Origin of the sequence: Corynebacterium sp. USCH3 (genome assembly GCF_037619475.1) — a bacterium.
Classification (GTDB): Bacteria; Actinomycetota; Actinomycetes; order Mycobacteriales; family Mycobacteriaceae; genus Corynebacterium.
Genome location: NZ_JAQPZT010000005.1, coordinates 58,662 through 83,930, shown reverse-complemented (window position 1 = coordinate 83,930; position 25,269 = coordinate 58,662). Strand labels below are relative to the sequence as shown.

Annotated in this window: 19 protein-coding genes and 1 pseudogene; 13 read left to right on the top strand and 7 right to left on the bottom strand. The window is 67.9% G+C overall.

The window, feature by feature from the left end; all coding sequences use genetic code 11:
- Window positions 1-28 precede the first annotated feature (28 nt).
- The 11 genes from PQI66_RS11415 (at window position 29) to PQI66_RS11365 (ending at window position 13,832) form a co-directional block, all read left to right on the top strand.
- Complete coding sequence (locus tag PQI66_RS11415; RefSeq protein ID WP_339998414.1) at window positions 29-1,381, top strand: lipase family protein; 1,353 nt, start codon at window positions 29-31, stop codon at window positions 1,379-1,381.
- 28 nt (window positions 1,382-1,409) lie between these two features.
- The gene (locus tag PQI66_RS11410) at window positions 1,410-3,686 is read left to right on the top strand and encodes a glycoside hydrolase family 3 C-terminal domain-containing protein (RefSeq protein ID WP_339998412.1); all 2,277 of its coding nucleotides are present in this window, start codon (window positions 1,410-1,412) and stop codon (window positions 3,684-3,686) included.
- A 76-nt stretch (window positions 3,687-3,762) separates the two neighbouring features.
- Window positions 3,763-4,923 carry an SMI1/KNR4 family protein gene (locus PQI66_RS11405; RefSeq protein WP_339998411.1) on the top strand — a complete coding sequence of 387 codons (1,161 nt, stop codon included), beginning with the start codon at window positions 3,763-3,765 and terminating at the stop codon, window positions 4,921-4,923.
- Between the two features lie 93 nt (window positions 4,924-5,016).
- A complete protein-coding gene (locus PQI66_RS11400; protein WP_339998409.1) occupies window positions 5,017-5,736 on the top strand; it encodes a hypothetical protein in 720 nt (239 codons plus the stop codon).
- A gap of 210 nt (window positions 5,737-5,946) precedes the next feature.
- Entirely contained in the window at window positions 5,947-6,837 is an 891-nt protein-coding gene (locus tag PQI66_RS11395) for an SDR family NAD(P)-dependent oxidoreductase (RefSeq protein ID WP_339998406.1), read from the top strand.
- Between the two features lie 5 nt (window positions 6,838-6,842).
- Window positions 6,843-8,261, top strand: a complete 1,419-nt coding sequence (locus PQI66_RS11390; protein ID WP_339998405.1) for an MFS transporter — start codon at window positions 6,843-6,845, stop codon at window positions 8,259-8,261.
- Window positions 8,258-9,784, top strand: a complete 1,527-nt coding sequence (locus PQI66_RS11385; RefSeq protein WP_339998404.1) for an AMP-binding protein — start codon at window positions 8,258-8,260, stop codon at window positions 9,782-9,784. The genes PQI66_RS11390 and PQI66_RS11385 overlap by 4 nt, the downstream gene beginning before the upstream one ends.
- A complete protein-coding gene (locus PQI66_RS11380; protein WP_339998402.1) occupies window positions 9,781-10,587 on the top strand; it encodes an SDR family oxidoreductase in 807 nt (268 codons plus the stop codon). Before PQI66_RS11385 ends, PQI66_RS11380 begins: the two co-directional genes overlap by 4 nt.
- Window positions 10,588-10,608: 21 nt before the next feature.
- Window positions 10,609-11,748 carry an acetyl-CoA C-acyltransferase gene (locus PQI66_RS11375; protein ID WP_339998400.1) on the top strand — a complete coding sequence of 380 codons (1,140 nt, stop codon included), beginning with the start codon at window positions 10,609-10,611 and terminating at the stop codon, window positions 11,746-11,748.
- Between the two features lie 19 nt (window positions 11,749-11,767).
- Entirely contained in the window at window positions 11,768-12,406 is a 639-nt protein-coding gene (locus PQI66_RS11370; protein WP_339998399.1) for a TetR/AcrR family transcriptional regulator, read from the top strand.
- Between the two features lie 55 nt (window positions 12,407-12,461).
- The gene (locus PQI66_RS11365) at window positions 12,462-13,832 is read left to right on the top strand and encodes a lipase family protein (RefSeq protein ID WP_339998397.1); all 1,371 of its coding nucleotides are present in this window, start codon (window positions 12,462-12,464) and stop codon (window positions 13,830-13,832) included.
- A 162-nt stretch (window positions 13,833-13,994) separates the two neighbouring features.
- Here PQI66_RS11365 and PQI66_RS11360 read toward each other — a convergent pair whose 3' ends face one another.
- Both PQI66_RS11360 and PQI66_RS11355 read right to left on the bottom strand, forming a co-directional pair.
- On the bottom strand, window positions 13,995-16,274 hold the full coding sequence (locus tag PQI66_RS11360) for a heavy metal translocating P-type ATPase (RefSeq protein WP_339998395.1): 2,280 nt from the start codon (window positions 16,272-16,274) through the stop codon (window positions 13,995-13,997).
- A gap of 5 nt (window positions 16,275-16,279) precedes the next feature.
- A complete protein-coding gene (locus PQI66_RS11355; protein WP_339998393.1) occupies window positions 16,280-16,489 on the bottom strand; it encodes a heavy-metal-associated domain-containing protein in 210 nt (69 codons plus the stop codon).
- 244 nt (window positions 16,490-16,733) lie between these two features.
- Between PQI66_RS11355 and PQI66_RS11350 the strand changes: the two genes are divergently transcribed.
- Window positions 16,734-17,840, top strand: a complete 1,107-nt coding sequence (locus PQI66_RS11350) for an alkene reductase (protein ID WP_339998391.1) — start codon at window positions 16,734-16,736, stop codon at window positions 17,838-17,840.
- Window positions 17,841-17,854: 14 nt separating this feature from the next.
- On the opposite strand, the gene PQI66_RS11345 is transcribed toward PQI66_RS11350, so the two are convergent.
- The 5 genes and pseudogenes from PQI66_RS11345 to PQI66_RS11325 form a co-directional block, all read right to left on the bottom strand.
- Window positions 17,855-18,916 (bottom strand): Fic family protein, encoded by a 1,062-nt coding sequence (locus PQI66_RS11345; RefSeq protein ID WP_339998389.1) that lies wholly within the window; start codon window positions 18,914-18,916, stop codon window positions 17,855-17,857.
- A gap of 335 nt (window positions 18,917-19,251) precedes the next feature.
- Entirely contained in the window at window positions 19,252-19,608 is a 357-nt protein-coding gene (locus tag PQI66_RS11340; RefSeq protein ID WP_339998387.1) for a DUF5615 family PIN-like protein, read from the bottom strand.
- Window positions 19,605-19,802 (bottom strand): annotated as a pseudogene (locus PQI66_RS11335) (DUF433 domain-containing protein); the annotation flags it as partial. The pseudogene PQI66_RS11335 and the gene PQI66_RS11340, both read right to left, overlap by 4 nt.
- Before the next feature lie 101 nt (window positions 19,803-19,903).
- Window positions 19,904-20,662, bottom strand: coding sequence for a decaprenylphospho-beta-D-erythro-pentofuranosid-2-ulose 2-reductase (locus tag PQI66_RS11330; protein WP_339998386.1), 759 nt, complete (start codon window positions 20,660-20,662; stop codon window positions 19,904-19,906).
- Window positions 20,663-20,687: 25 nt separating this feature from the next.
- Window positions 20,688-22,103 (bottom strand): FAD-binding oxidoreductase, encoded by a 1,416-nt coding sequence (locus tag PQI66_RS11325; RefSeq protein ID WP_339998383.1) that lies wholly within the window; start codon window positions 22,101-22,103, stop codon window positions 20,688-20,690.
- Between the two features lie 49 nt (window positions 22,104-22,152).
- On the opposite strand from PQI66_RS11325, the gene PQI66_RS11320 reads away from it, so the two are divergent.
- Window positions 22,153-25,266 (top strand): hypothetical protein, encoded by a 3,114-nt coding sequence (locus tag PQI66_RS11320; RefSeq protein WP_339998382.1) that lies wholly within the window; start codon window positions 22,153-22,155, stop codon window positions 25,264-25,266.
- Window positions 25,267-25,269 lie beyond the last annotated feature (3 nt).

Sequence of the window (25,269 nt, the reverse complement as noted above, 5' to 3'; positions counted from 1 at the left end):
GAAACATTCATGCGGAGGAGTGCAGGTCATGGCGCAGCGGTTCAACAGGACTGTGTTTCCGGCGGTAGGGGCAGCGCTGACTGCTGCGCTGACGGCGGCGGCGCTGACGGCGGTCGCCCCGGTGGCGGCGCAGACGCTGCCGTGGGGAGGAACTGCACCCCGGGTGGAGGCGGCGGACACCGACCCCTTCTACGACACCTCCGGACTGGCGCCGGGGGCTCCCGGGACGGTGCTGCGCACGATGCCGGGGCCCTATGCGCCGGCACCGTCGGGTCCGGACGGGCACCAGTTCGCCGTGCCTGACCGGGTGCAGAAGATGATGTACTCCACCACCGGCATGGCCGGCGACACGATCGCCGTGAGCGGGTACGTCGTCGAGCCGACCGTGCCGTGGACCGGGCCGGGGGAGCGTCCCACCGTGGTCGTCGGGAGGGGCACCGTCGGCCAGGGTGACCAGTGCGCCCCGTCGCGGAACTGGCCGCTGGACAACCAGCCTGATCCGCTGGAGTCCGGGCGTACGGTCGCGCTCGAGGGGGCGTACGACTGGGTCTTCGCCAGCCAGGGTGTCCGGGTCGTGGTGACCGACTATGTGGGAATGGGGACGCCGGGCATGCACACCTACATGAACCGGGCGGAGCAGGCCCACGCGATGATCGACGCCGCCCGCGCCGCCCGCACCCTCACCGACCAGCGGGGAGGCGGCTTCGGTGACGTCGCGTTCTACGGGCACTCCCAGGGAGGTGGCGCGTCGACAGCCGCGGTGGAGGCGGTCGCCGGCTACGCCCCGGAGTTGGACGTGGTCGGTGCCTACGCCTCGGCCCCGCCCGCCGACCTGGAGGCGGTGCAGCGCACCATCGACGGGTCGAACCTGGTCGGCGCGATCGGGTTCACCATCAACGGGCTCAACGCCCGCTACCCCACGTTGGCGGCGGAACTCGACACACACCTGTCCGACCACGGCCGCGACGTCCTCGACGACCTGGCCGGCATGTGCACCGACGAGATCGGCGACACCTACGGGTACCAGACGACTGACGAGTGGACTGCTGACGGACGCCGGCTCGACGATCTCCTCGGGGAGATCCCGGAGGGCGTGCACGCCATGAACGAGCAACGCATCGGTAACGGCACGCCCGCCGCCCCGACGATGATCGTCTCGGGCCGTCACGACAAGACCGTCGCCTACGGGCAGGCGCGTGAGCTCGCCGCCGAATGGTGCGCGGACGGGGCGCCCGTGGTCTACCGCGACGACATCCTCCCCGAGATCAGCGACCAGAACCACTTCCTCCAGGCGGTTTCCGGCAGCGCCTTCGGTATCCCGTTCCTGCTGGACCGGTTCCACGGACGTCCTGTCGGCGGCACCTGCGACTTCCCGGCGTGAATCCCCGTTCGGCAGTACAAAGGACACCATGACCCACCACACACCACCCGACACCACCGACATCGCCGCCCTGTCGTTGTCCGACCGCGCGGGCCTCGGCTCCGGCAGGAACTTCTGGCAGACCAAGGATGTCGGCGCCGTCCCCTCCGTCACATTGACCGACGGGCCCCACGGCCTGCGTAAGCAGACAGGTGGCGTCGACCACCTCGGACTGGCCGGCAGCGTCCCGGCGACCTGCTTCCCGCCGGCCGCCGGCCTCGGCCAGAGCTGGGACCCCGACCTGGTCGAACGCATCGGCGCCGCACTCGCCGAGGAGGCGCAGGCGGAGGACGTCCAGGTCCTCCTCGGCCCGGGGGTGAACATCAAGCGCTCCCCGCTGGGTGGCCGCAACTTCGAGTACTACTCCGAGGACCCGCACCTGGCCGGCGTCCTCGGCACCGCCTGGGTCACCGGCCTGCAGGACGGGGGAGTCGGGGCCAGCCTGAAACACTTCGCGCTGAACAACCAGGAGCACGACAGGATGCGGGCGAGTTCCGACGTCGACCCCCGTCCGATGCACGAGATCTACCTGCGGGCCTTCCGCAGGATCGTCGAGGACGCCGACCCCTGGACCGTGATGTGTTCGTACAACGCCGTCAACGGGGTCCCGGTCCGGCACAGCCGGACGCTGCTCACCGACATCCTGCGCGGGGAATGGGGCTTCGACGGCGTCGTCGTCAGCGACTGGGGTGCGGTCGGCGGACGGGTACGGTCCGTCGCCGCCGGTCTCGACCTGCAGATGCCGTCGGACGGTGGAGTCGCCGACGGCGAGGTCGTGACCGCGGTCAGCAACGGTCAGCTCGACGAGGACGTGGTGACGACCGCCGCGGAGCGGGTGGCGGCACTGGCCCGCCGGGCGACCGCGGCGAAGCGGCCGACGTCCTTCGACGACGACGCGGTGGAGAGGCACCACGCCCTCGCCCGGGAGGCTGCGGCGCGGTCCATCGTGCTGCTCAAGAACGACGAGGCTGACGGCCGGCACATCCTGCCGATCGCGGCCTCCGGGGTGACCGGCTCGGTGGCGGTGATCGGTCCCTTCGCCGAGACCCCGCGTTACCAGGGGGGCGGCAGCTCGCACGTGAACCCGACCCGCCTCGATTCACCGCTGGAGCTGCTCAAGGACAGGCTCGCCGCCCCGGTGACGTACGCGGCGGGGTTCACCACCGACGGGTCGGGGCGCAACGCCGGGCTCCTCGCCGAGGCGGTCGAGGACGCCGCGAACGCGGACATCGCCGTGGTGTTCCTGGGGCTGTCCCCGGACCAGGAGTCCGAGGGGTTCGACCGGACCGACCTGTCACTGCCGGCAGAGCAGCTCGCCCTGTTGCGTGCCGTCCGCGCCGTGCAGGAGCGGGTGGTCGTGGTGCTGTCCCACGGCGGGGCACTGGATCTGGGGGAGGTCAGCGACCTGGCCCCGGCGATCCTGGACGCCAACCTGCTCGGCCAGGGCGGCGGCGCGGGTATCGCCGACGTCCTCACCGGTGAGGTCAACCCGTCCGGCAAGCTCACCGAGACACTGCCCGCCAGACTGGCGGACACCCCGGCCTACCTGGAATTTCCGGGGGAGCACGGGCATGTGCGTTACAGCGAGGGGTTGTTCGTGGGGTACCGCTGGTACGACGCGCGCGCCCTGCGTGTCGCCTACCCGTTCGGCCACGGCCTGTCGTACACCACCTTCGAGTACGACGACGTCTTCGGGCAGCCGGATGACGACGGCGACGGCATCACCGTCACCGTTGGGGTGACCAACACCGGACGTCGCGTCGGGCGTGAGGTGGTGCAGGCCTATGTCTCCGTGCCGGAGTCCGGGCAGGTCAGGGCGCCGCGGGTGTTGGCCGGATTCGGCTCGGTCACCCTGGAGCCGGGTGAGCGTGAGGAGATCGAGATCCACCTGGACCGACGCGACCTGGAGTACTGGGATGTGCGGGTGGGCCAGTTCGTCCTGGAGCCGGGGCGCTATGTGGTCCACGTGGGGTCGTCCAGCAGGGATCTGCGTGACTCGGTGGAGGCCGATCTGGAGGGTGAGGAGGTGCACGTCCCGCTGACCCTGGAGTCCACCCTCGGTGAGGCGCTGGAGGTGCCGGCCGTGGCGGACGCGCTCGGGGACGTTCTCGGCGGGATGACGGGGGACGGCGGTGACGGCGACGGTCTGGGCGTCGACATGGTGAAGATGATGGCGAGCATCCCGCTCGACCGGATCGTCACCTTCAGCGGGGGAGCGGTGACCCGCGAACAGCTGCAGGAGCTGCTGGACAAAGTGAATTCCTAGGTAAGGCGGTGAAGAGCCTCCAAAGGCGCTGTCGGCTCACACGTCGTCGCATAGGGCAATCGCGAGAACACATCCGATGGCCCGGCTGCTGAACGGGCAGTGTCGGAAAGACGTTGGGCTGGGGTGGTCTCACTATGAGACGCTGGAAGAATCCAGTTACTACAGGAGGACTTGCGCAATACCGCCCCCACACTTGCGGGTACGCCCTCTGGAGCGGAGCAGTAAAGGACATAAACCAATGAAGAACAGTACCGGTTCCACAGGAGTACGATTCTCTCATCGAGGGCAAGCCTGCGACGATAACCGAGTCCTCGAGATCGAGTCCGCCCTAGGCCGCCACCTACCACAATCCTACCGAACCATCCTCACAGAGACTGGCTGCGGCATCGTGGACAGCTCCAACAGTTTCATCCCCTTCCCCGATTCTCGACGCGACAGCGAGGACGGTGTTGAGGACGGCATAAGTATTGATCAAATCTGGGGAAACGGCACCGCCTCCAACGGCGCGGAAAACAATATCGATCAGGTAGTTCCTTTCCTCTCCGGAGAATGGGGACTGCCTGAAGAAGTTCTCCTCTTTGCAACATCAGAGGCGGGAATGCACGAATGCATCGTCATCAACTACGAACTGACCGACCACCCACGTGGGTCAATCCTGCTGTTAGATACCGAGCAAGGCGGTGAGATTACCACGCTTGCCGATTCCTTCGACGACCTCGTCGACATCATCGTGCGGAACCGCAATGATTCTCGTCAGGATGATGTTCGTGACAGCTCCGCACTCACCCCTGTTGACGGGGCAGAGACCGGGCCGCTTTCCGACGAACTCACTCGAATGATTCACCTCTCCCCGGTCAGTGACGCCGAGGCGTTGGTGCGGACCGCTGCATCTCGAAAAGTCTCACAACCGGCACCGTATCTGATAGAAAATGACGAGTATTCGCGCACCCTACTCGACATGTTCATGTGGCTTCTTAGCGAACAGAGGGAAGTTCGAGATGTGCGGGACTTTAGGAACAGTGCCGGAGACTCCGACATTCCTAGTTTCCGGACGATGATTACTGAATCTTTCGGCACTGGCCCCGGTTACATCGGCTTCAGCTACTCAAAATTTTTCCTTACAACGTGGTGGGATGATCGTGTAGATAAAGGATTCCTGCTCGATACCGGGCACGGGTACCGGTTCAGGGAGGAATACATGAACTCCTTGTTCAACACTATGCGCGCCGCTTCCTAACTGTGCTTTTCTACTGGATCAAAGGACAACGATGACCAACTTCTTTCCCGCGCCGGTGCGTGCGCTGCCGTAACGATGACCGCGGTGCTGGGCATGACCGCCTGCAGCGGAGACGATTCGGCCACGACCGCATCCAGCACCCCCGCCTCGGTGAGCGGGGCAGTATCATCCGCTGTCGCGTCTGCAGAACAGCACGCAGACCACTCTTCGTTACTTGTCGGTGATCAGGACACGCCTGAAGGTTTTGTCAGGACCGACCTGACAGCGGAATTCGCCGAGACCGCCGACCTGTTCTCCGTTCCGGAGTTCCCCTCGCTCCAGGGGTCGGTCACCCCGGAAGAGTGTGCCGCACTGTCGACCAGCGTCGGTGACGTCTTCCCCCTGCTGGGTGGCGATGCACCCTCAGCGGCGATAGCCAGCTTCGCCGACGATGTGTCTGCCGACAGTGATCCGGGGCGCGAGATCATGGTGTTCGTGGATACCTCTGGTGCCCTTGGGGCACCGGTGGACATGGACATCTGGTCCGAGTTCACCCGCACCGGCGGCGAGGGCGACTATGCCACCACGATGCGGTACACCGCCGAGTCGCGTGACCTCGAGATCGAAGGAGCAGACAGTCTCGTGGCAGCGCAGCTGTCGACCTCGGTGGAGGACGGCGAGATGGTCGCTGGAGGTCCCGCCGACGATGCGACGGCGGATATCGTCGTGGGTACCGTGGGAAACACGACGTTCCTTGTGTCCTCGTCTGTACCAGGGATGCAGGAAGAGCTGGATACGTTGGCTGCTGCACAGGTCAGGACACTGTCCGTGTAGTCCGGGGGTTTTCGGCTCCGGCCGGGGCTCTACGGGATGTGGGGGGAAGTACGGGCGTGCGGCGTTGATTCGCCGGCCGTCGGAACCGGCCGGGCCGATGCGGGAAGAGGGCTCGGTGAAGACGTGTCACAAAACAAAACCTTGACACCAGTGAGACTCGCGTCACATAATACTCGTCAGTATTGCAGGTCGATATCAGAGAGGCGTGACATGGAAGAGTTCGCAGGACAGGTTGCCGTCATCACCGGGGCGGGCGGGGGACTGGGCCGCGCCCATGCCCTCGCCCTCGCCGAGCGTGGCGTGAACGTGGTCGTCAACGACCTCGGCAACGCCGACGCCGTGGTCGACGAGATCACCTCCGCCGGCGGAACCGCCGTCGCCAGTGACGCCGACGTCGCCGACCAGGAGGCCGCCACCGCCATGATCGACGGCGCCGTGCAGAAGTGGGGCCGCATCGACATCCTCATCAACAACGCCGGCATCCTCCGCGACAAGAGCTTCGCGAAGATGGACCTCGCCGACTTCCGCACCGTCGTGGACGTCCACCTCATGGGCTCGGTGAACTGCACCAAGGCAGCCTGGCACCACATGGTCGGGCAGGGGTACGGCCGCATCCTCATGACCACCTCCGCCTCCGGCATCTACGGCAACTTCGGCCAGGCCAACTACGGTGCGGCGAAGTCCGCCCTGGTCGGTCTGTCCAACGTGCTCGCCATCGAGGGCGCACGCAAGGGAATCAAGGTCAATGCGCTGGCACCGACCGCCGCCACCCGCATGACCGACGGCCTCATCGACGAGGACGCCGCAGCCAAGCTCGGCCCGGAGACTGTCGCCCCCGGCGCCGTCTTCCTCGTCTCGCCGGACGCGCCGACCGGCGTCATCCTCGGCGCCGGTGCCGGCGTCTTCGCCGTCTCCCGCATGCTCGAGGCGGAGCCGGTCGCTCTGCCACCGGAGGAGTGCACGGCCGAGGGCATCGCCGCACGCTGGGACGAGATCTCCGACCTCAGCAACCCCCACACCCTCGGCTCCGCCTTCGACCAGACCGCACTGTACGTGCGGATGGTGACCGAGCCGTCCACGACCGTCGGCTCGGGAAGGTGAGGACGATGTCGATCACGAACGCCCCCGCAGCCACCGGCTCCGTGCATGCCGTCGCCACCCGCAAGGCGATGCTCCGGCTCCTGCCGATCCTGTGCCTGGCCTACTTCATGTCCTACGTGGACCGCACCAACATCGCCATGGCGAAAACCCAGTTGCAGGCCGATGTCGGCATCAGTGTGGCGGCCTTCGGCCTCGGCGCCGGTCTGTTCTTCATCACCTACGCCTTCCTGGAGGTCCCCAGCAACCTCATCATGTACCGGGTCGGTCCCCGGCGCTGGATCTTCCGCATCGCGGTGAGCTGGGGCACTGTCACCGCCCTGATGATGTTCGTGAACAACGACATCACCTTCTACCTGCTCCGGATTCTGCTCGGCGCCGCTGAGGCGGGACTGTTTCCGGCCATGATGTTCATGATCACGCAGTGGTTCGCCCAGAAAGACCGGGCGACCGCTATCGGGTACACCTATCTCGCTGCGACGCTCGGCATCTTCTTCGGCGGCCCCATGGGTGGGGCATTGATGGGGATGCAAGACACTCTGGGTCTTCACGGTTGGCAGTGGATGTTCCTGGTTGAGGGAGCCCTGACCATCCTCGTCGGGTTCGTCATCCTGGTCATGCTGCCGGACAAGCCGCAGACCGCCTCGTGGTTGAGCCAGGAGGAGGCCGACGCCCTCACCGACGCCGCCACCGGCGGAGATGAGGCCCATGAACGCCATTCTCTCAAAGGCAACATCAAGGTCGCCTTCGGACGTCCCTTCATCCTCCTCGTCGGCCTGATCTACTTCCTTAACCAGGTCACGAACAACGGCGTCACCTTCAACGTCCCCTCCATTGTCGAGGAGATGAACGTCAACAGCACGTTCATGGTCGGTCTGCTTAGCGGTGTCACCGGCATCGGGGGAACCATCGGTGTCCTTCTCATCCCCAGGATCGCGAAACGCTACACCAACGAATCTGCGATTATCGGCTACCTCGCTATCGGCTGTGCCGTCGCTGCTGCGCTGTTCCTCATGACGTCCTCCCCGGTGATCCGCATCATCCTCATCGGAGTCCTGGGCTTTCTGTTCACCGGCACCCTGCCGCTGTTCTGGTCGGTGGCGATGCCCCGGATGACCGGACTCATGGCCGCCGCCGGCCTGGCGTTCATCAACACGGTGGGACTGACCGGCGGCTTCGTCGGGCCCTACGTCTTCGGCCTGGCGGAGACCGCGTCCGGCACCCCCACCACCGGTTTCTGGATCATCATCGCCGTCTCCATCATCGGTGGACTCCTGGCGATCGCCCTGGGCAGGGCCCTGAAGAGCGAGGACCGGGCGATGGCGAAGGAGGCGGCGCAGGCGTCCGCCACCGGAAGCACCTTCCGACGGTCGGACGTCAACGACACCTACGTCAAGAACACCACCGAGCTCAAGGAGAAGCAGTGACGCACCAGCATGTCCGCACCGAACCCGCCGAACCAGCACTCGGTTCCCCGTTGTCGGGGATTCCCGGCTTCTACGCCGCCGAGATGCCCGACACCGTGGTGGCGGAGGCCGGCGGCAAGACCCTGACCTGGCGTGAGTTGGACGAGCAGAGCAACAGGATCGCCCGTGGACTCGTGGACAGAGGCTCGGAGCGGGGCCGGATCGTCTCCCTGCTGATCCCCAACTCCACCGACCTCATCCTGGCGATCTTCGCCTGCTACAAGGCCGGAGCAAGCCCGCAGGTGCTCTCGCCGCGGATGACGTTGCACGAACTCACGGCGATCCTCGAGCTCGGTGACCCCGCCGCCGTCATCGTCGCCGACGACGGCAGCGCCCCCGACATCCCCGGCACCGTGACATTGCCGGAGCTGGCGGACGGGCAGGGGGACGGCGACCTCGAGCCGCAGACCGCCATCGCCTGGAAGGCCCCGGTCTCCGGTGGATCCACCGGACGCCCGAAGATCATCCTGTCCGGACGGGAGGCCGTCACCTCGGAGTTCGACCCGGTCTTCTGGGGTATCGGGCCACGGGAAAGGTCGCTGATCACCGCCCCGCTGTTCCACAACGCCCCGCTGAACACCGCACTGTGCACCATCTTCCGGGGAGGCTCGGTGTCGCTGCTGAGCAGGTTCGACGCCGAGGGCACCCTGGCGGAGACCGACCGATTCGGTGCCACGTGGATCTACCTTGTCCCGACGATGATGCGGCGCATCACGGCACTGCCCGACGATGTCCGTGCGTCCTACTCCCTGGCGTCGGTGCACTCGTTCTGGCACTGTGCCGAACCCTGCCCCGCCTGGTTGAAGCGAGCCTGGATCGACTGGGTGGGGGCGGAGCGCCTCTGGGAGCTCTACGCCGGCACGGAGGCGGAGGCCGGCTGCACCATCCGCGGTGACGAATGGCTCGGACACCAGGGGTCCATCGGCAGGGTGACCTGGGGAGAGATCATTCTGCTGGATGAGGACGGACAGCAGGTCACCGACGCAGGTGTCGCCGGGGAGGTGTTCATGCGCCCACCGGAGGACATGCCGCCGACGTACCGCTACATCGGTGCGGAGCCGAGGACCCACGGTGGCTGGTCGTCACTGGGCGACATGGGCCACTTCGACACCGACGGCTACCTCTACCTCCACGACCGCAGCTCCGACATGGTCACCGTCGGCGGAGTGAACATCTACCCCGCCGAAGTCGAGGCCGCACTGATGGAGCACCCCCGCGTACTCACCGCGGTGATCATCGGGCTGCCCGACCCGGACACCGGGAACCGGCTGCACGCCATCCTCAACACCACCGGAGACCAGGTCGGCGATGAGGAGCTGCGTACTTTCCTCACCGACCGGCTGTCCCGCAACAAACTGCCGAAGACCTACGAGACGGTCAACGACCCGCTGCGCGACGACGCCGGCAAGGTCAGGCGGTCCGCACTCCGCGCGGCCCGACTCACCGCATCCGGCACCACCCACGACTCCAGAAAGGCATCATGACCAGTACAGACATCTTCGACATCTCGGGGCGTACCGTCCTTGTCACCGGAGGCGCCCGCGGCATCGGCCGCATGATCGCCGAGGGACTGCTCCGCGCCGGGGTCACCGTCCTGCTGTCCACGCGCAAGGCTGACGCCGCGCAGGAGGCGCAGCAGGAGCTCGCACAATACGGGGACGTCCGCGCCATCGCCGCCGACATCTCCACCGAGGACGGATGCCGGGAGCTCGCCGAGCAGGTCAGGGGTCACACCGACCATCTCGACGGGCTGGTGAACAACGCCGGGGCAACGTGGGGCGCCACCTTCGACGACTTCCCGCCGTCGGCCTGGGACAAGGTGCTCGGGGTGAACGTGAAGACACCGTTCAGGCTGGCCCAGCTGCTGCGCCCGCTGCTCGAGGCCGGGGACACGGCCGATCCCGCGCGGATCATCAACATCGGGTCCATCGACGGCCTGGCCGTCCCGAACTACGAGAACTACTCCTACTCGGCGTCCAAGGCCGCCGTGCACCACCTGACCCGGCACATGGCCTCGACACTGGCACCGTCGATTCTGGTGAACTCCATCGCGCCGGGCCCCTTCCCGACGAAGATGATGACGTGGGCCATCGAGGAGCACGGTGACGAGATGCGTCGGGCGAACCCGTTGGGCCGTCTGGGCAGTCCCGAGGACATCACCGGGCTGGTGACGTTCCTGCTGTCCCCGGCGAGCTCCTTCATCACCGGGACGACGATCCCGCTCGACGGCGGACTGACGACCACGATGTCCGTCGGCATGTACGACCAGTCCGACCAGCCCAGCTAAATCAACAAGGAGAATCAGAGCATGAGAGAAGCAGTGGTGGTCTCCACCGCCAGAACCCCCATCGGCCGCGCCTACAAGGGTGCGTTCAGTGACACCCAGGGCCAGGAACTCGCCGGCCACGCGATCGCCGCGGCCGTGGAGCGCGCCGGCCTCGACCCGTCGGACGTGGAGGAGGTCATCCTCGGCTGCGCGATGCAGGAAGGCTCCACCGGGTACAACGTCGCACGTCAGGCCGCGCTGCGCGCCGGCCTGCCCGTGTCGGTGCCGGGGATGACCGTCGACCGTCAGTGCGCGTCCGGTCTGATGGCCGTGGCGACCGCGGCGAAGGAGATCATCGTCGACGGACTGCAGGTCGCCGTCGGCGGCGGGGTCGAGTCCATCAGCCTCGTCCAGAACGAGCACCGCAACAGCTACCGCGCCGTCGACCCGTGGCTCCGGGAGAACGGGCACGACGTCTACATCCCGATGCTGGAGACCGCCGAGAACGTCGCGGAGCGCTTCGGCGTCTCCCGGCAGGTGCAGGACGAGTATGCGCTGGAGTCCCAGCGGCGCACCGCCGCCGCCCAGGACGCCGGCCTCTTCGACGACGAGATCGTCCCGCTCGGCGGTCTCACGCTCGACGAAGGAAACCGCCCGTCCACCACCGCCGAGGGCCTGGCGAAGCTGAAGGCGGTCCTGCCGGACCGTGAGGGACACGACGCCACCATCTCCGCCGGCAACGCCTCCCAGCTGTCCGACGGCGCGGCCGCCGTCGTCCTCATGGAGAAGGACGAGGCCACCCGCCGTGGCCTGGAGCCGCTGGGCACGTACCGCGGCATCGCCGTGGCCGGGTGTGAGCCGGACGAGATGGGCATCGGGCCGATCTACGCGGTGCCGAAGCTGCTGGAGCAGCACGGACTCACCGTCGACGACATCGACCTGTGGGAACTCAACGAGGCCTTCGCCTCCCAGGCCGTGTACTGCCGCGACCAGCTGGGCATCGACCCGGAGAAGTACAACGTCAACGGCGGCGCCATCGCCATCGGCCACCCCTACGGCATGAGCGGTGCGCGCATGGTCGGCCACGTCCTGCGGGAAGGGCGTCGGCGCGGCGCCCGCCACGTGGTCGTCACGATGTGCATCGGCGGCGGCATGGGCGCGGCCGGACTGTTCGAACTGTGACTGTATACACTGGAAAAGTATGACAGTGGACACCTTCGGCGTCGATGCGACGGCACATGACCGGGCCCGCGGTGAGATACTCGACGCCGCGGCCGAGGTCTTCCAGTTGCGGGGCTTCGACCGCGCCACCATCGACGACATCGCCGACGAGATCGGTGCGACCAAGGGGCGTGTCTACTACTACTACCGTTCGAAGTTCGACATCTACCTCGCCGTGTACGAGGAGGGGATGAAGATCGTCCGGCAGGTGGTCGAGCCGTTCTCCGTGGGGGCGGGCACCGGGGCAGAACGTCTCGCGGCGATGAGCGAGGCGCACCTGGTCAACCTCATGCAGAACCTCGGCTACCACAACGCCATCCACCAGGGCGTTCCCGGACAGCGTTTCGCCGCGCTCAAGGAACGCCAACGCGAGGTGCTCGAGACGATCAACGGGCTCCGTGAGGAGTACGAGACGATGTACCGGCAGGTGCTGGAGGACGGCATCGCCGACGCCAGTATCCGTGACGGTGACCGTCGGATGATGACCCGTGTACTGCTGAGCAGCCTGAACAGCACGGCGATGTGGTTCCGGCCCCGGGACGGGCAGGACGAGGCGGAGATCCGGGCGCTCGCCCGGGGCATCGTGTCACAGGTGATCGGCGGCATCGAGAACCGGTGAGGCGAACCGGTGAGGCGAACCGGTGAGACCACCTGACTGACGACCCGGAGGCGGAATGCGGGACACGAAGCGACAAATAGGGGCGGCACTTCTCGTCCTGGCACTCGGTGGCGGTGCGGTGCCCGCCTGCGCGGGAACCGCCGAGGACCCACCGGCGTCCGGCACCGCCGTACCGTCCGCACCCGTCACCGCCCCGGCCGAGATCCCCACCGTGCAGGACGACGCGTCCTTCTTCGCCCCCGCCGACGACCTCGAGCGGTATGCGCCGGGGGCGCCGCTGAAGGTCCGGCAGCAACCCTACATCCCCGAGAACATCGAGGGATTCAGCAGCCCGGTGGAGGTCACGCAGGTGCAGTACCGCACCACCGACACCCTCGGCGAACCGTCCGTCGCGGCGACCAGCGTGATCCACCCGCCGTCGGGCGTCGAACCGTCCGGGAACACGGTGATGTACGCCAGCTTCTACGACTCCATGCGGCCCGAGGACGGGCCCTCCCGCGTCCTGTCCGGCAGCGTCACCGAGGGCGGGGCCGTCGTGCTGGCGGAGCTGGCGTTCATTGCGCCCCTGCTCGCCGCCGGCCACACCGTGGTGATGCCGGACATCCAGGGCGAACGGGGGATCTTCGCCGCCGGTCCCGAATACGGGAAGATCATCCTCGACGGTCTCCGGGCGTCCCACCGCACCCCGGAGGCGGACGTCCCCTCCGACGCGCCCACCGCTCTCGTCGGCTACTCCGGCGGGTCGATCGGCGCAGGGTGGGCGGCGATTCTCGCCGAGAGTTACGCTCCGGACGTGGCGGAGAGCATCGTCGGTGTCGCCCAGGGCGGCACCATGGTGCGGCCCGAGCACAACCTCGTCTACGCCGGTGAGGGCAGTGGCTGGTCAGGAGTGGTGGGTATGGCGATGGTCGGCCTGGCACGCGCCTACGGGGTGGACCTGGACCCCTACCTCACCGCGAACGGTCGGCAGGTCTTCGCCGACATGGACCGGGTCGCCATCGGCGACGCCTCCGACTCCTACGACCATCTGCGGTGGGACGAGATGATCCTGCCGGAGTACCCCGACCCGGACTCCATCCTGGAGGTGCGTCACCTGCTGGACGACACGAACATGGGCCTGCGTCCGACACCGCCGTTCCCGCAGCTCCTGGTGCAGGCCGGTGGCGGTGAGGCGGAGAACACCCCGCCGCACCCGGAGCTCGGCGACGGTGACGGGGTGATGCTGCTCGGTGACACCCGTGCCCTCGCCCGGCAGTACTGCGGGGACGGGACGGACGTGGACTACCGGGAGATTCCGACGGGTGGACACACCGTGGGTGGGGCGGCATGGGCGGCGCAGATGGTCCCGTGGGTCAACGACCGCTTCGCCGGAGACGAGCCGACGACGTCCTGCGGGCAGATCCCGGAGGGGAACCCGCTGAGCTGAGGTCCGGGACGCCACGCGGTGAGTGGTGGTGGACGTGGATTACGTCTCGCCACAGTGGTTCCCCGGAAAAACGCCAGGTCACGGGGAGGCCGCCCAGGCGACGAGGCGTAATCGACAACCGCGGCTACCGGGTATCCCGCCGGCCGGTCCGACGCAGACGTGTCACTGCCCGTGGCTCGAGCGGAAGCCGCGCAACCGCAGCGAGTTCGAGACCACGAACACCGAGGAGAACGCCATCGCCACGCCGGCGAGCATCGGGTTGAGCAGGCCGATCGCGGCCACCGGGATCAGCGCGACGTTGTAGGCGAACGCCCAGAACAGGTTGCCGCGGATGGTGCCCAGCGTGCGGCGCGACAGTCGGATCGCGTCGACGGCGGAACGCAGGTCGTCGTTCATCAGGGTGATGTCGGACGCCTCGATCGCGACGTCGGTACCGGCCCCCATCGCCAGGCCGAGCTCGGCGGCGGCGAGGGCGGCGGCGTCGTTGACCCCGTCACCGACCATCGCCACGTTCCGGCCCTCGGCCTGGAGCTTCTCAACGTGGTCGACCTTCTCGTCCGGCATGACCCCGGCGATGACGTTCTCCGGGGCGATCCCCACCTCGGCGGCGACGGCCCGGGCGGCTCCCTCGTTGTCGCCGGTGAGCAGCATCGGCGTCAGCCCGAGGTCCTTGAGCCCGGCGACGGCGTCGGCCGAGGTCGGTTTCACCGTGTCACGCACGGTGATCACCCCGGCCGGCGTCCCGTCGATCTCGACGACGACCGGCGTGCCACCGGCAGCCTGCGAGTCGTCGAAGGCCCGCTGCAGGTCACCCGGCAGGTTCGCGGCAGGCCGTCCTACTGTGACGGTCGATCCGTCGACCGTCCCGGTGACGCCGTGCCCTGCGGTGGTGGTGAAGTCGGTGACCGGGGGAACCTCGCCCTCGTCCTCGGCGGCGTGCACGATGGCCCGGGCGATCGGGTGCTCGGAGCCGGCCTCGACGGCGGCCGCCCGGAGGAGGACGTCACCGGTCACGTCGCTGACCGACATCACGCCGGAGGTGACCGTGCCCGTCTTGTCCATGACGACGGTGTCGACGCGCCGGGTGGACTCCAGCACCTCCGGCCCCTTGATCAGCAGGCCGAGCTGGGCACCCCGCCCGGTGCCGACCAGCAGGGCCGTCGGGGTGGCCAGTCCGAGGGCACATGGGCAGGCGATGATCAGGACGGCGACGGCGGCGGTGAACGCCGGTGCCACGCCGCCGCCGGTGGCGATGTGGATGACCAGGGTCGCCACGGCGACGAGGATGACGACGGGGACGAAGACCTGCGAGATCCGGTCCACGAGGCGCTGTACCGGGGCCTTCTTCGACTGTGCGTCGGTGACCAGCTTCGCCATCTGGGACAGGGTGCTGTCCTCGCCGGTGCGGGTCACGCGGACGAGCAGGCGTCCCGAGGTGTTGATCGTCGCCCCGGTGACGGTGGACCCCTCGGTGACCTCGACGGGCACCGATTCGCCGGTGAGCATCGACTCGTCCACGGCGGAACTGCCGTCGGTGACGACGCCGTCGGCGGCGATCTTCTCACCGGGACGCACCACGATCACGTCGTCGACCTGCAGCTCCTTGACCGGAACGCGGGTCTCGGTCCCGTTGCGGAGCACCGTGGCGTCTTTCGCGCCCATGGTCAGCAGGGCGCGCAGGGCCTCCGAGGAGCGTCCCTTCGCGCGGGTCTCGAACCAGCGGCCCAGCAGCAGGAAGGTGATCACCACCGCCGCGGTCTCGAGGTAGATCTCGTCCATGGTGGAGTGCGACGGCAGCAGGTGCATCTCCATGGTCATGCCCGTCATGCCGGCGTTGCCGAGGAACAGTGCCCACAGGGACCACAGGTAGGCGGCGGTGGTGCCCATGCTGACCAGTGTGTCCATGGTGAACGCACCGTGGCGCAGGTTCGCCAGCGTGGCACGGTGGAAGGGGGCGCCGCCCCAGAAGTACACCGGGGTGACGGCGGTGAGGACGGCCCACTGCCAGTTGTCGAACTGCAGTGCGGGGATCATGCTCAGCAGGACGACGGGGACGGTGATCAGCGCCGAGATGATCGTGCGCTTCTTCAGGTCGGCGGCCTCGCTGTCGCGGGCGGCGTCAACGCGGGACTGGCCGGAGTCCCCGGTGCCTCCGTCGGCCACCTGTGCATCGTCGGTCGTTTCCTCCAGGTCACCGGCCATGGTGAAGGCGTCGTATCCGGCGCCGCGGACCGTGTCGATGAGGGCGTCCGCGTCCGCTTTCGCCGGGTCGTACCGGACGGAGGCGGATTCCGTGGCGAAGTTGACCGTGGCCTCGACGCCGTCGAGCTTGTTGAGCTTGCGTTCGACACGGTTCGAGCAGGACGTGCAGGTCATGCCCGTCACGCCGAGGTCGAGGGCGATCAGGTCGGTGGCGTCTGCTGGTTCGACGGGCGTGGTCATGGGTGCTACGCCCTCACGCTGTATCCGGCCTCGGTGACGGCGGCAGCGACGGCGTCATCCTGCACGTCGTCCCCGGTGACCGTGACCCGGCCGGTGGCGAGCTCGGCCTCGACGGAGGTGACGCCGGCGATCTCACCGATCTCCTCTTCGACGGAGGCCTTGCAGTGTCCGCAGGTCATGCCGTCGACGGTGTAGTTCTTGGTGATGGTGGACATGGTGTTCTCCTTGCGTCGGTGAGTGTCTCTGACGCTGCCGACTGTATACCCCTATGGGGTATGCCGCAAGGGCTCGGTGCAGGTTCGGTCGGGCGGGGTGGCAGAGCTGACGGCATTCCGGCAGAGGCGACGGGCGGTTTCGACCTGATTTCCGACCGGCGCCCCCACCCGGCTGACCGGGAGCTCTGCCACGGCCGCTGCGCGGAGGGGGAATACGCGCCCCGCACTGCCGGTTGTCCCGTACGTGACTACGACAACCACGACAACCACGACAACGACCACCTCCCTCTTCGATCCGTTGGACGCCGGCACGCTCCACCTGAACAACCGGGTGACCATGGCCGCGCTGACCCGTCAGCGTGCCGACGAGGACGGTGTCCCCAACGACATGCACGTGGAGTACTACCGGCAGCGCGCCTCGGCCGGACTGGTGTTGACCGAGGGCACGTTCCCCGCCTTCAGCAACCGCTCCTTCCCGGGGCAGGCCGGCATCGCCGACGATGCGCAGCAGGCCGGCTGGGCGCAGGTCGCCGATGCGGTTCACGCCGAGGGCGGCACGCTGGTCATGCAGATCATGCACGGTGGCAGGACGTCCCACCCCGACCTGCTGCGCGGCGGCGAGCCGGAGGCGCCGAGCGCGGTCGGCACCGGTGGCCCGGTCCGCGGTTTCTCCGGGAAGCTCGAGGGTGTGGTGCCGCGTGCCCTGGAGACCGACGAGATCCCACGGATCATCCGGGAGTTCGTCGACGGTGCGCGCCGGGCGGTTGACGCCGGAGTCGACGCCGTGGAGATCCACGGTGCGAACGGTTACCTGCTGCACGAGTTCACCGCGGCGTCCTCGAACCATCGTGAGGACGCCTACGGCGGTTCCCCGGAGAACCGGGCGCGACTGACCGTCGAGGTTGTGCGGGCGGTCGCCGAGGAGATCGGCGCGGGACGGACCGCGTTGCGCATCTCGCCGGAACACGGTGTGCAGGGTGTCCCCGAGGATGACCGGGAGGACGTCCTGGCCACCTACGGTGCCCTGATCGACGGCATCAACGATCTCGACCTGGCGTACCTGTCGGTGTTGCACGCCGACATCGACGGCGACCTGGTCGCGGCCCTGCGGGAGCGCTTCACCGGGGCGTTCCTGCTCAACAGCGGTTTCGGCCATGTCACCGAGCTGGACGAGGCACGCCACATCGTGGAGGACGACCTGGCGGACGCCGTCGTCGTCGGCCGCCAGCTCATCGCCAACCCCGACCTGGTCCGTCGCTGGCAGGACGGTCTGGAACTGAATACGCCGGACTCGTCGACGTTCTACGTCGGCGGGGCCCACGGGTACACGGACTACCCCTTCGCGGAGTAGGTCCGGGGCCCGGTTCAGGGAGTGCCGCGGCGTCCGGCGCGTTCCGAGAATTCATCGAGGAGATCGAGGACCTCGGGGCTGCGCCAGGCTCGGCGCCGTTTGGCGATCTGGGCGCTGAGCAGGACCCCATCCTCCTCCAAACGGTCCAGCGCCCGACGGGAGTTCACCAGGCTGATGTCGAGCTCGCCGGAGATTCTTTCGGCGTCGACCACGGGCTGGCGGATCAGGATGTCGAGAATTTTCCAGTCAGCGGCATCCTTCCGGGCACGGACACTTCCGTCCCATGAACGCCGGATCGACGACAGCTCTTCTCCCAGCCATTCCCCGAGTTCGGCGCCACGGAGCGCTGAGCGGGAGATCAGCTGGACGATGGCATTGATGTCACCGTCGCGGTAGGCGTCCAAGGCCGAGAAATATGCTCCCGGGTCCTCGAGAATGCCGGCGGCGAGGGGCAGAGTCCCGTTCCTGGATACTCCACGGGCCCGGAGGATCCTGTGCATCAGTGCGCGCCCCGTCCTGCCGTTGCCGTCGACGAATGGGTGGATCGTCTCGAACTGGGCATGACTGACCGCCGCGAGGACGAGGGCGGGGACGTCCCTCCGGGACATGAACCCCACGAGGTCATCCATGAGTGCCGGGACCCGGCCGGGGGCAGGGGGCACGAACTGCGAATCGACCGGGTGGTTGTCACTGCCTCCGATCCAGACCGGGGCGTCGCGGTAGGTTCCGGCGATCGACGGTGCGCTGGGGCCGAGCAGCAGCTCATGCATCGTGAGAATGGAACGGAGGGACGGAAGCTCCTGCGTGCTGATGGCTTCGGTCATCTGAGCGGTAGCTGCAGCGATCAGTGCGGCATTTCCTGCATTTCCGGAGGGTGTGCTGAGGAGCTCAGCCTCCATCACTTTCCGGGAGGACGACGTGAGTTGTTCAATGCGTGAAGATGCCACAGACTCGCCACGCAGCAGTAAGGGCGCAAAGGGCAGGATCCCGGACGCTTCCGTCGCGTCGAACCTGGTGGCGGCCACGGTCGCCTCATCGGCAAGTGCGAGGCTGTCGTCGGTAAGGTGTGCCGTCACGTTTGGTCGGTCTGCAATCATCGGCGGAATCGCGGAGTCGTAGTGCCCGGGCTGCCGATTGCGGGCCCGAGTTGACAGGGGTGCCCGGGAAACCCAGGGCAGAATCTCGTAGGATACGTTCGGCCAGCACGACATGGAATACGTTTATAGCACGATCCGTTTTCCCTCTCGGCGACCGTGGACGGTTTGCCCATTTTTCATTTCAGTCCGGTGTCCGACGTGAGCGATATGGCAGAGTAGTCGGCTTGGTGGCAGATCTATCGGTCGTTCTGGCCCTCAAAAGCGACCGGGGCCTCTGCCACGGAGTCAGGAACTCTGCCACGGCACCGTTACGGTCACTCAATGGGGAGAGCGCGGACCCGGATCTTATCCTTGCCGAAGACGACGACTGCTCCGTTCTCCAGGGCATCGGCAACTCCGGGAAGATTCGCCATGATGAGTCGAGCCTGATCTGCGACGGGGTACTGGAGAAGTTCCCGGACCAGTACTACGGATGGCCGGGAGCGCCCGGTTGCAGCCAGGAGTGTCCCAAAGTCCGTATCGACTGTGACTACTACAGCGGCCTCGCTGGCAGCATAGGCGATGATGTCGACGTCACTTGTTCCGGTTTCCAGAACATCGCGGAGATGAGCCGCTCCGGGGATCGCGGCTGCCAGCTGCGGTGAGAGGTTCTCGTCGAGAAGATACTTCACGCTGGACGTTGCAGGTCGAGGTGGTACTCGCTGTCCGCCAGTGCTGCCGTGTAGGCCAGCGCCTGACGTACATCTTCATCCTCGAGATAAGGGTATTCGTCGAGGATCATCGGCACACTCTTCCCGCCAGCGACCATGTCTCCGATCATGGAGACCGATATCCGCAGGTCGCGGATACCCGCCTTGCCCCCATTCTGGCGGGGTCGACGGTGATTCTGTTGAAGCGTGTCATAGCGCTGAGCATTACGTCACCGGCCACAGAGCAGGTGGTTGCTCGCCTTGTCCCGCACCAGCCCTACAGTGGCAGCCGCCGCACCACGAACTGCGGCAGGTTCTTCAGGATCAGCATGATCGGGCGGAACAGCGGGTGGATCCAGATGACCGGCTTTCCACCGTCCACACCGGCGGCGACGGCCTTGGCGGCGTCGGTCTTGTCTACCGTGAGCGGGGCATCGTCCAGTGCGGAGGTCATGTTCGTGCGGACCTGGCCGGGGCGCACGGTCAGCACCTTCACCCCGGTGCCACGCAGGGCCTCCCCGAGCATGCGGTAGAAGCCGTCGACGCCGGCCTTGGTGGAGCCGTAGACGAAGTTCGAGCGGCGCACCATCTCACCGGCGACGGAGGAGAACACCACGATCTGGCCGTGGCCCTGCGCCTTCATCCGGTTGGACAGCAGCACGCCGACGGAGACGGCACCGGTGTAGTTGACCTGCGCGGCCAGCACGGCCTGCTTCTGGTCGGTCCACTGCACCTCGTTGTCGCCGAGCACCCCGAAGGCGACGACGGCCAGGTCGATGTCGCCACCGGCCCAGATCTCGTCGAAGACGCCCGGGTGGGAGTCGAAGTCGGTGGCGTCGAAGCCGACGGTCTCCACGGAGGAGGCACCGGCGGACTCCATCCGGCCGACGGCGGAGGAGAGGTCCTCGCCCGGACGGGCGGCCAGCACCACGCGGGCCGGGCCACGGGTCAGGAACTCCTCGACCACGGCGAGTCCCATGTCTGAGGCGCCGCCGAGCAGCAGGATGGACTGGGGCTTACCCACAGCGTTGATCATTGGAAGTGTCTCCTAAAAACAGGCTCTAGTTGAGCTCGAGGCGGCGGGACATGTCGGAGGCGAAGACACCGGTCGGGTCGATGGACCGTCGGGTCTCCAGCCAGCCGGACAGGCCGGGGTACATCTTGTGGAAGTTCTCGGCGGAGGTGCGGGACTCCTTGGCCAGGTAGAGGCGTCCCCCGAACTCCATGACCTGCTTGTCCAGCTTGTCCAGGAACTCGCCCAGGCCCGGGCGGATCGGGAAGTCGACGCACACGTTCCAGCCGGGCATCGGGTAGCTCAGCGGCGCACGGTTGCCTTCGCCGAAGAGCTTGAACACGTTGAGCGCGGAGTAGTGCCCGGACTTCTGGATGTCGCGGATGATGTCCTTGAAGGCCTCGACGGCCTCCACCGGCACCACGAACTGGTACTGCAGGAAACCCTTGGGGCCGTAGCCGCGGTTCCACTCACCGATCAGGTCGAGCGGCTGGTAGAACTGCGTGAGGTTCTTGATCTGGTTCTTCGCCGGGGCACCCATCGTGTAGTACGCCAGCCCCACCGCCGAGAGGGTCAGCTTGTTCAGGGTGAAGGACGGGAAGACGTCCGGCACGGTCATCAGCTGCGGCGCGTTGAACTTCAGGGGGTCGGCCGCCAGCTTCGGTGCGTACTCCTTGAGCTGGTCGAGGGTGGCCAGGGAGCCACGGGAGATCGTTGCGCGTCCCAGCTTCGGGGCGGGGGAGATGCAGTCGAACCACGCCGAGGAGTAGGTGTAGTTGACCTCGGAGCCGTCGGAGTGGGCGGCGATCGTCTCGTCGAGCGTGTCCGTGCGGTCGGTGTCCGCCAGGAAGTAGGCGGTCTCTGTCTTCGTCATCCGGATGGTCGCGCGCAGGATGATGCCGGTCAGGCCCATGCCGCCCACGGTCGCCCAGAACAGGGTGCCGTCGGGGTCGTCCGCGGAACCTTCGGGCTCCAGGTGCAGGACGCGGCCGTCGGCGACGAGCAGTTCCATGGAGACCACGTGGTCGCCGAAGGAGCCGGCGGAGTGGTGGTTCTTGCCGTGGATGTCCGGTCCGATGGCACCGCCGATGGTCACCTGGCGGGTGCCGGGCAGGACGGGGACCCACAGACCGGACGGCAGTGCGGCCTTCATCAGCTGGTCGAGGGTGACGCCGGCGTCCACGTCGACCAGGGCGGTGTCCGGGTCGATGGAGTGGATGCGGTTGAGCTGCTGCATGTCGATGACCAGCCCGCCGCCGTTCATGGCGGGGTCGCCGTAGGACCGGCCCATGCCGCGGGCGATGACGCCGCGCTTGAGGTGGTCGGGCTTGTCGGCGTTGTCGTCGGCGACCTGGGCGACGGCGGCGGAGATGATGTCGACATCAGGGGTGGCGAGGACCTCGGCCGAGGTGGGCGCGGTTCGTCCCCACCCGGTGAGCGTCCGGGTGTGCGTCTTCAGTTCCATGGGGACCACCCTACCGCCGGGGCCGTCGGATTCATGTCATAGTTGGGGCATGGGACGGGTCAGAGGTACGCAGGATGTGGCGTGGGTCGCACAGGAGTGGGACTCTCTGCGGGGGATGCGCTCCCGTGGGGAGATCGGTGAGGAGGCCTACCTGCGCAGGTGTGGGGAACTCTCGGATTGTCTGGGAACTTCCCGTGAAGATGAGGAGTTGGCGTACCGGATTGACCTGCTGCGTTGCCTGGAGGGTGAGGGGCTGGACTGGCCGGGGCGTCCGGATTCCGTCGACCTGGTGCCGCTGCTGTGGGAGCTGCACCGGCAGGACCCGGGACGGTTCCCCGCGAACCCCGACGCCGGCGGCACTGAGGGCACGGATGACGCCGACCTGCCGGATATCTTCGACCTGCTGTGGCAGGAGATCGTGCTGAGCGCCGCACAGCGCCCGGAGCTGCCTCTGGCCGACCTGGAGGATCTGGCCGGGCAGTCGGTGACGGCGCTGCGGGAGCTGGGACGCTCCGAGACCGATCTCGCCGAGACCCAGGTGCGCATCCTGCTGGCGCTCGGCCGGCTGGACGAGGCCCAGGAGTTGCTCGACGACCTGCCTGAACCGTCGTTGCCGGAGGAGATGACCTGGGCGGAGGCGCACCGGTTCCAGCGGGACCTGGATGTCCGTGGCATGGTGGCGCTGCAGCGCGGCGACCTGGAAGCCGTGGCGGAGATCGTCGCGGCAATGGAGAACGCCCCGGAAGCCCACGTGCAGCCGACGGTGATGCTCGCGGAGTCGTTGATCCCGCTGTCCGGGGTCGTCGCCGCTGAGGTCACGGCGGCGCGGGCGGCGTTCGTCGCGGACCGTGCGGTGGGGTCCCCCGAGCTGTCGGACGCGTTGCTGCAGGTCGCGGAGTTCCTCGCGGTGTCCGGACGGGCGTCGCTGGCGCTGGGGCTGCTCGACCGGATGCTGCCGGTCATGGCGCTGCACCGGCGTGAGCCGACGTCGGACGTCCACCTGCTGGAGGGGCTGCACACCGTCTTCACGGCGGCGACGGAGGCCGGACACGGTGCGCTGCGGCCGGTGTTCGCCGGGTTGCCGGCGGTGGCGGACTGGCTGGCCTTCGCCGGTGAGCAGACCGGTGGCGGGACGGTGGCCGGTCTCGCCCGGTGGGCCGGCGAGCGTGCCCGTACCGCCGCGGCCGCCCTGGACCGTCGCAACGGCAATGACGTCGAGTCCCGTATCGGGCTGGCGCTGCACCGTGCCCCTGCCGACGCCCCGACATCCCCGGAGGCCCCGCTGCCGGAGTCGCACGCGTTGTCGGTGACGCCGCCGGTGCCGTCACGTCTGCCGTCCTGGGTGGAGGACGTCTGGCTGCACCTGCCGCGCGAGGTCGCCGACTGGCGCGGCGAGGTCTCCGGGACGGTGTCGCCGGAGGTCCCGGTGGCGGGGCCGGTCGACCTCTCCACCCTCGACACCGCGGACACCGTCGCCGCGCTGATGCTGTACTCGATGCTCGGGTTGTCGGAGGCGGTCGAGGTCACCGTCGACCGACTGACGGAGATCCGCGAGGGCCGTGTCGGACTGGGGCCGCACGAGGCGCTCGTGGAGGAGTTGCTGCGCAGGTACGACCTGCAGGACGGCGACGAGGACCTGGACGACGACGGCAATGAGGACCTCGACGACGACCTCGACGGCGGCGACAACGTGGACGACTCTGACGAGCCCGGGATCCCGGAACTCGACGAGCTCGACGAGATGCTCCGCCAGCGTCAGCGCACACAGGACGAGACGGAGGACACCGGCGCCGACCCGGTCACCATCCTCGCCAACCGGGTGGAGACCGTCGCCGGGTTCTGGTCGGACTCCGGCCCGTTGGTCCGGCGGGTCATCGAGCAGGACGTGCTGATGGGAGGGGTGTACCCCGACCGGGAGTCGCTGCGCCTGGCGTTGCGTGCGTTGCGCCAGGTCTCCCGGCTGGCACCGCGGTCGATCCCGGAGGTCGGGGCGGCCCTGCTCGCCGGCATCACCGAACTCGCCGCCGACGATCCCGCAGTGGATGCGCTGGTGGCGCAGGTGGCCCAGGTCGTCGCCGGTGTCGCCCTGAGCCTGCCGGAACCACCACCCGGCCCGGTCGCGATGCTCGGTGACGAGGTGGCCCCGGACCTGCTCGATGAACTGCTGTCGCTGGGGGTGGCGCTGTCCGGGCACGGCGCGTTCCATGAGGCGCTCGCCGTGTACGGGCGGTGTCTCGACATGGTGCCGGACATGGTGCCGGAGATGGTGCCGGGTGAGCCGCTTCCGGGGGACGACGGTGCCCTGATGCGGATCCACCTCATGGCGGCCCGCGGCGAGACGCTGGGCAAGCTGGGGAACCACCGGGCTGCCGCCGGGGCGTTCGCGGAGGCCGCGGACAGCGCCCAGTTCCGGGAACAGTGGGAGGCCGCCGCCGAGTACCAGGTGACGTGTGTGTCCGCCCTGCTGGACGACCGGGACTTCCCGCGGGCCGCCTTCGTCCTGGAGGGGTTCGACAGTATCGAGGGGCTGGACTGGGGGCGTTTCCCGCACGCGGCGTTCCGTCGTGAGGCGGAGGCCACCCGGTTGGCGACGGCCCTGATCGGGGAGAACTTCGCCCGCGACTGGCCGGGGCAGGTCGACCGGCTCAAGGAGGCCTACCGGACGTTCCATTCGGCGGCGGTCGCCATGGAGGCGGAGCTGTCGTCCGAGGAGCTGGGGCTCCGGGCCGCCGGGGACCTGGTCGACCACGTCCTCGCCGTCAACCGCGGGCTGGTGCACACCGAGCGGGTGGAGGAGGCGCTCGCCTTGACCGCGTGGGCCGCCGGGGTGGCGAAGGACGCCGAGGGCGCGGCCACCCGGGCCGGCGTCACCCTGGGGTCGGGCCCGGCCGTGGAGTCGACGCGGCTCGAGGCGCTGACCGAGGAGGCGTTGCTGCTGCACGTCGCCGGGCGGGACGACGACGCCCTGCTGATCTTCGAGTCCGTCGCCCAACAGGCACGACGCGTCGGGGCCGACTGGCTCATCGCCGCGGTGACCCGCCGTCTCGAGGCCGCCGCACGGTACGGCGGGGACCCGGTGCTCCGCGGACGGTACGCCGCCCTGCTCGGCGACGTCAGGGGCGATGTCAGGGGCGATGTGCGGGGCGACGTCCCGGCGTCCTGACGT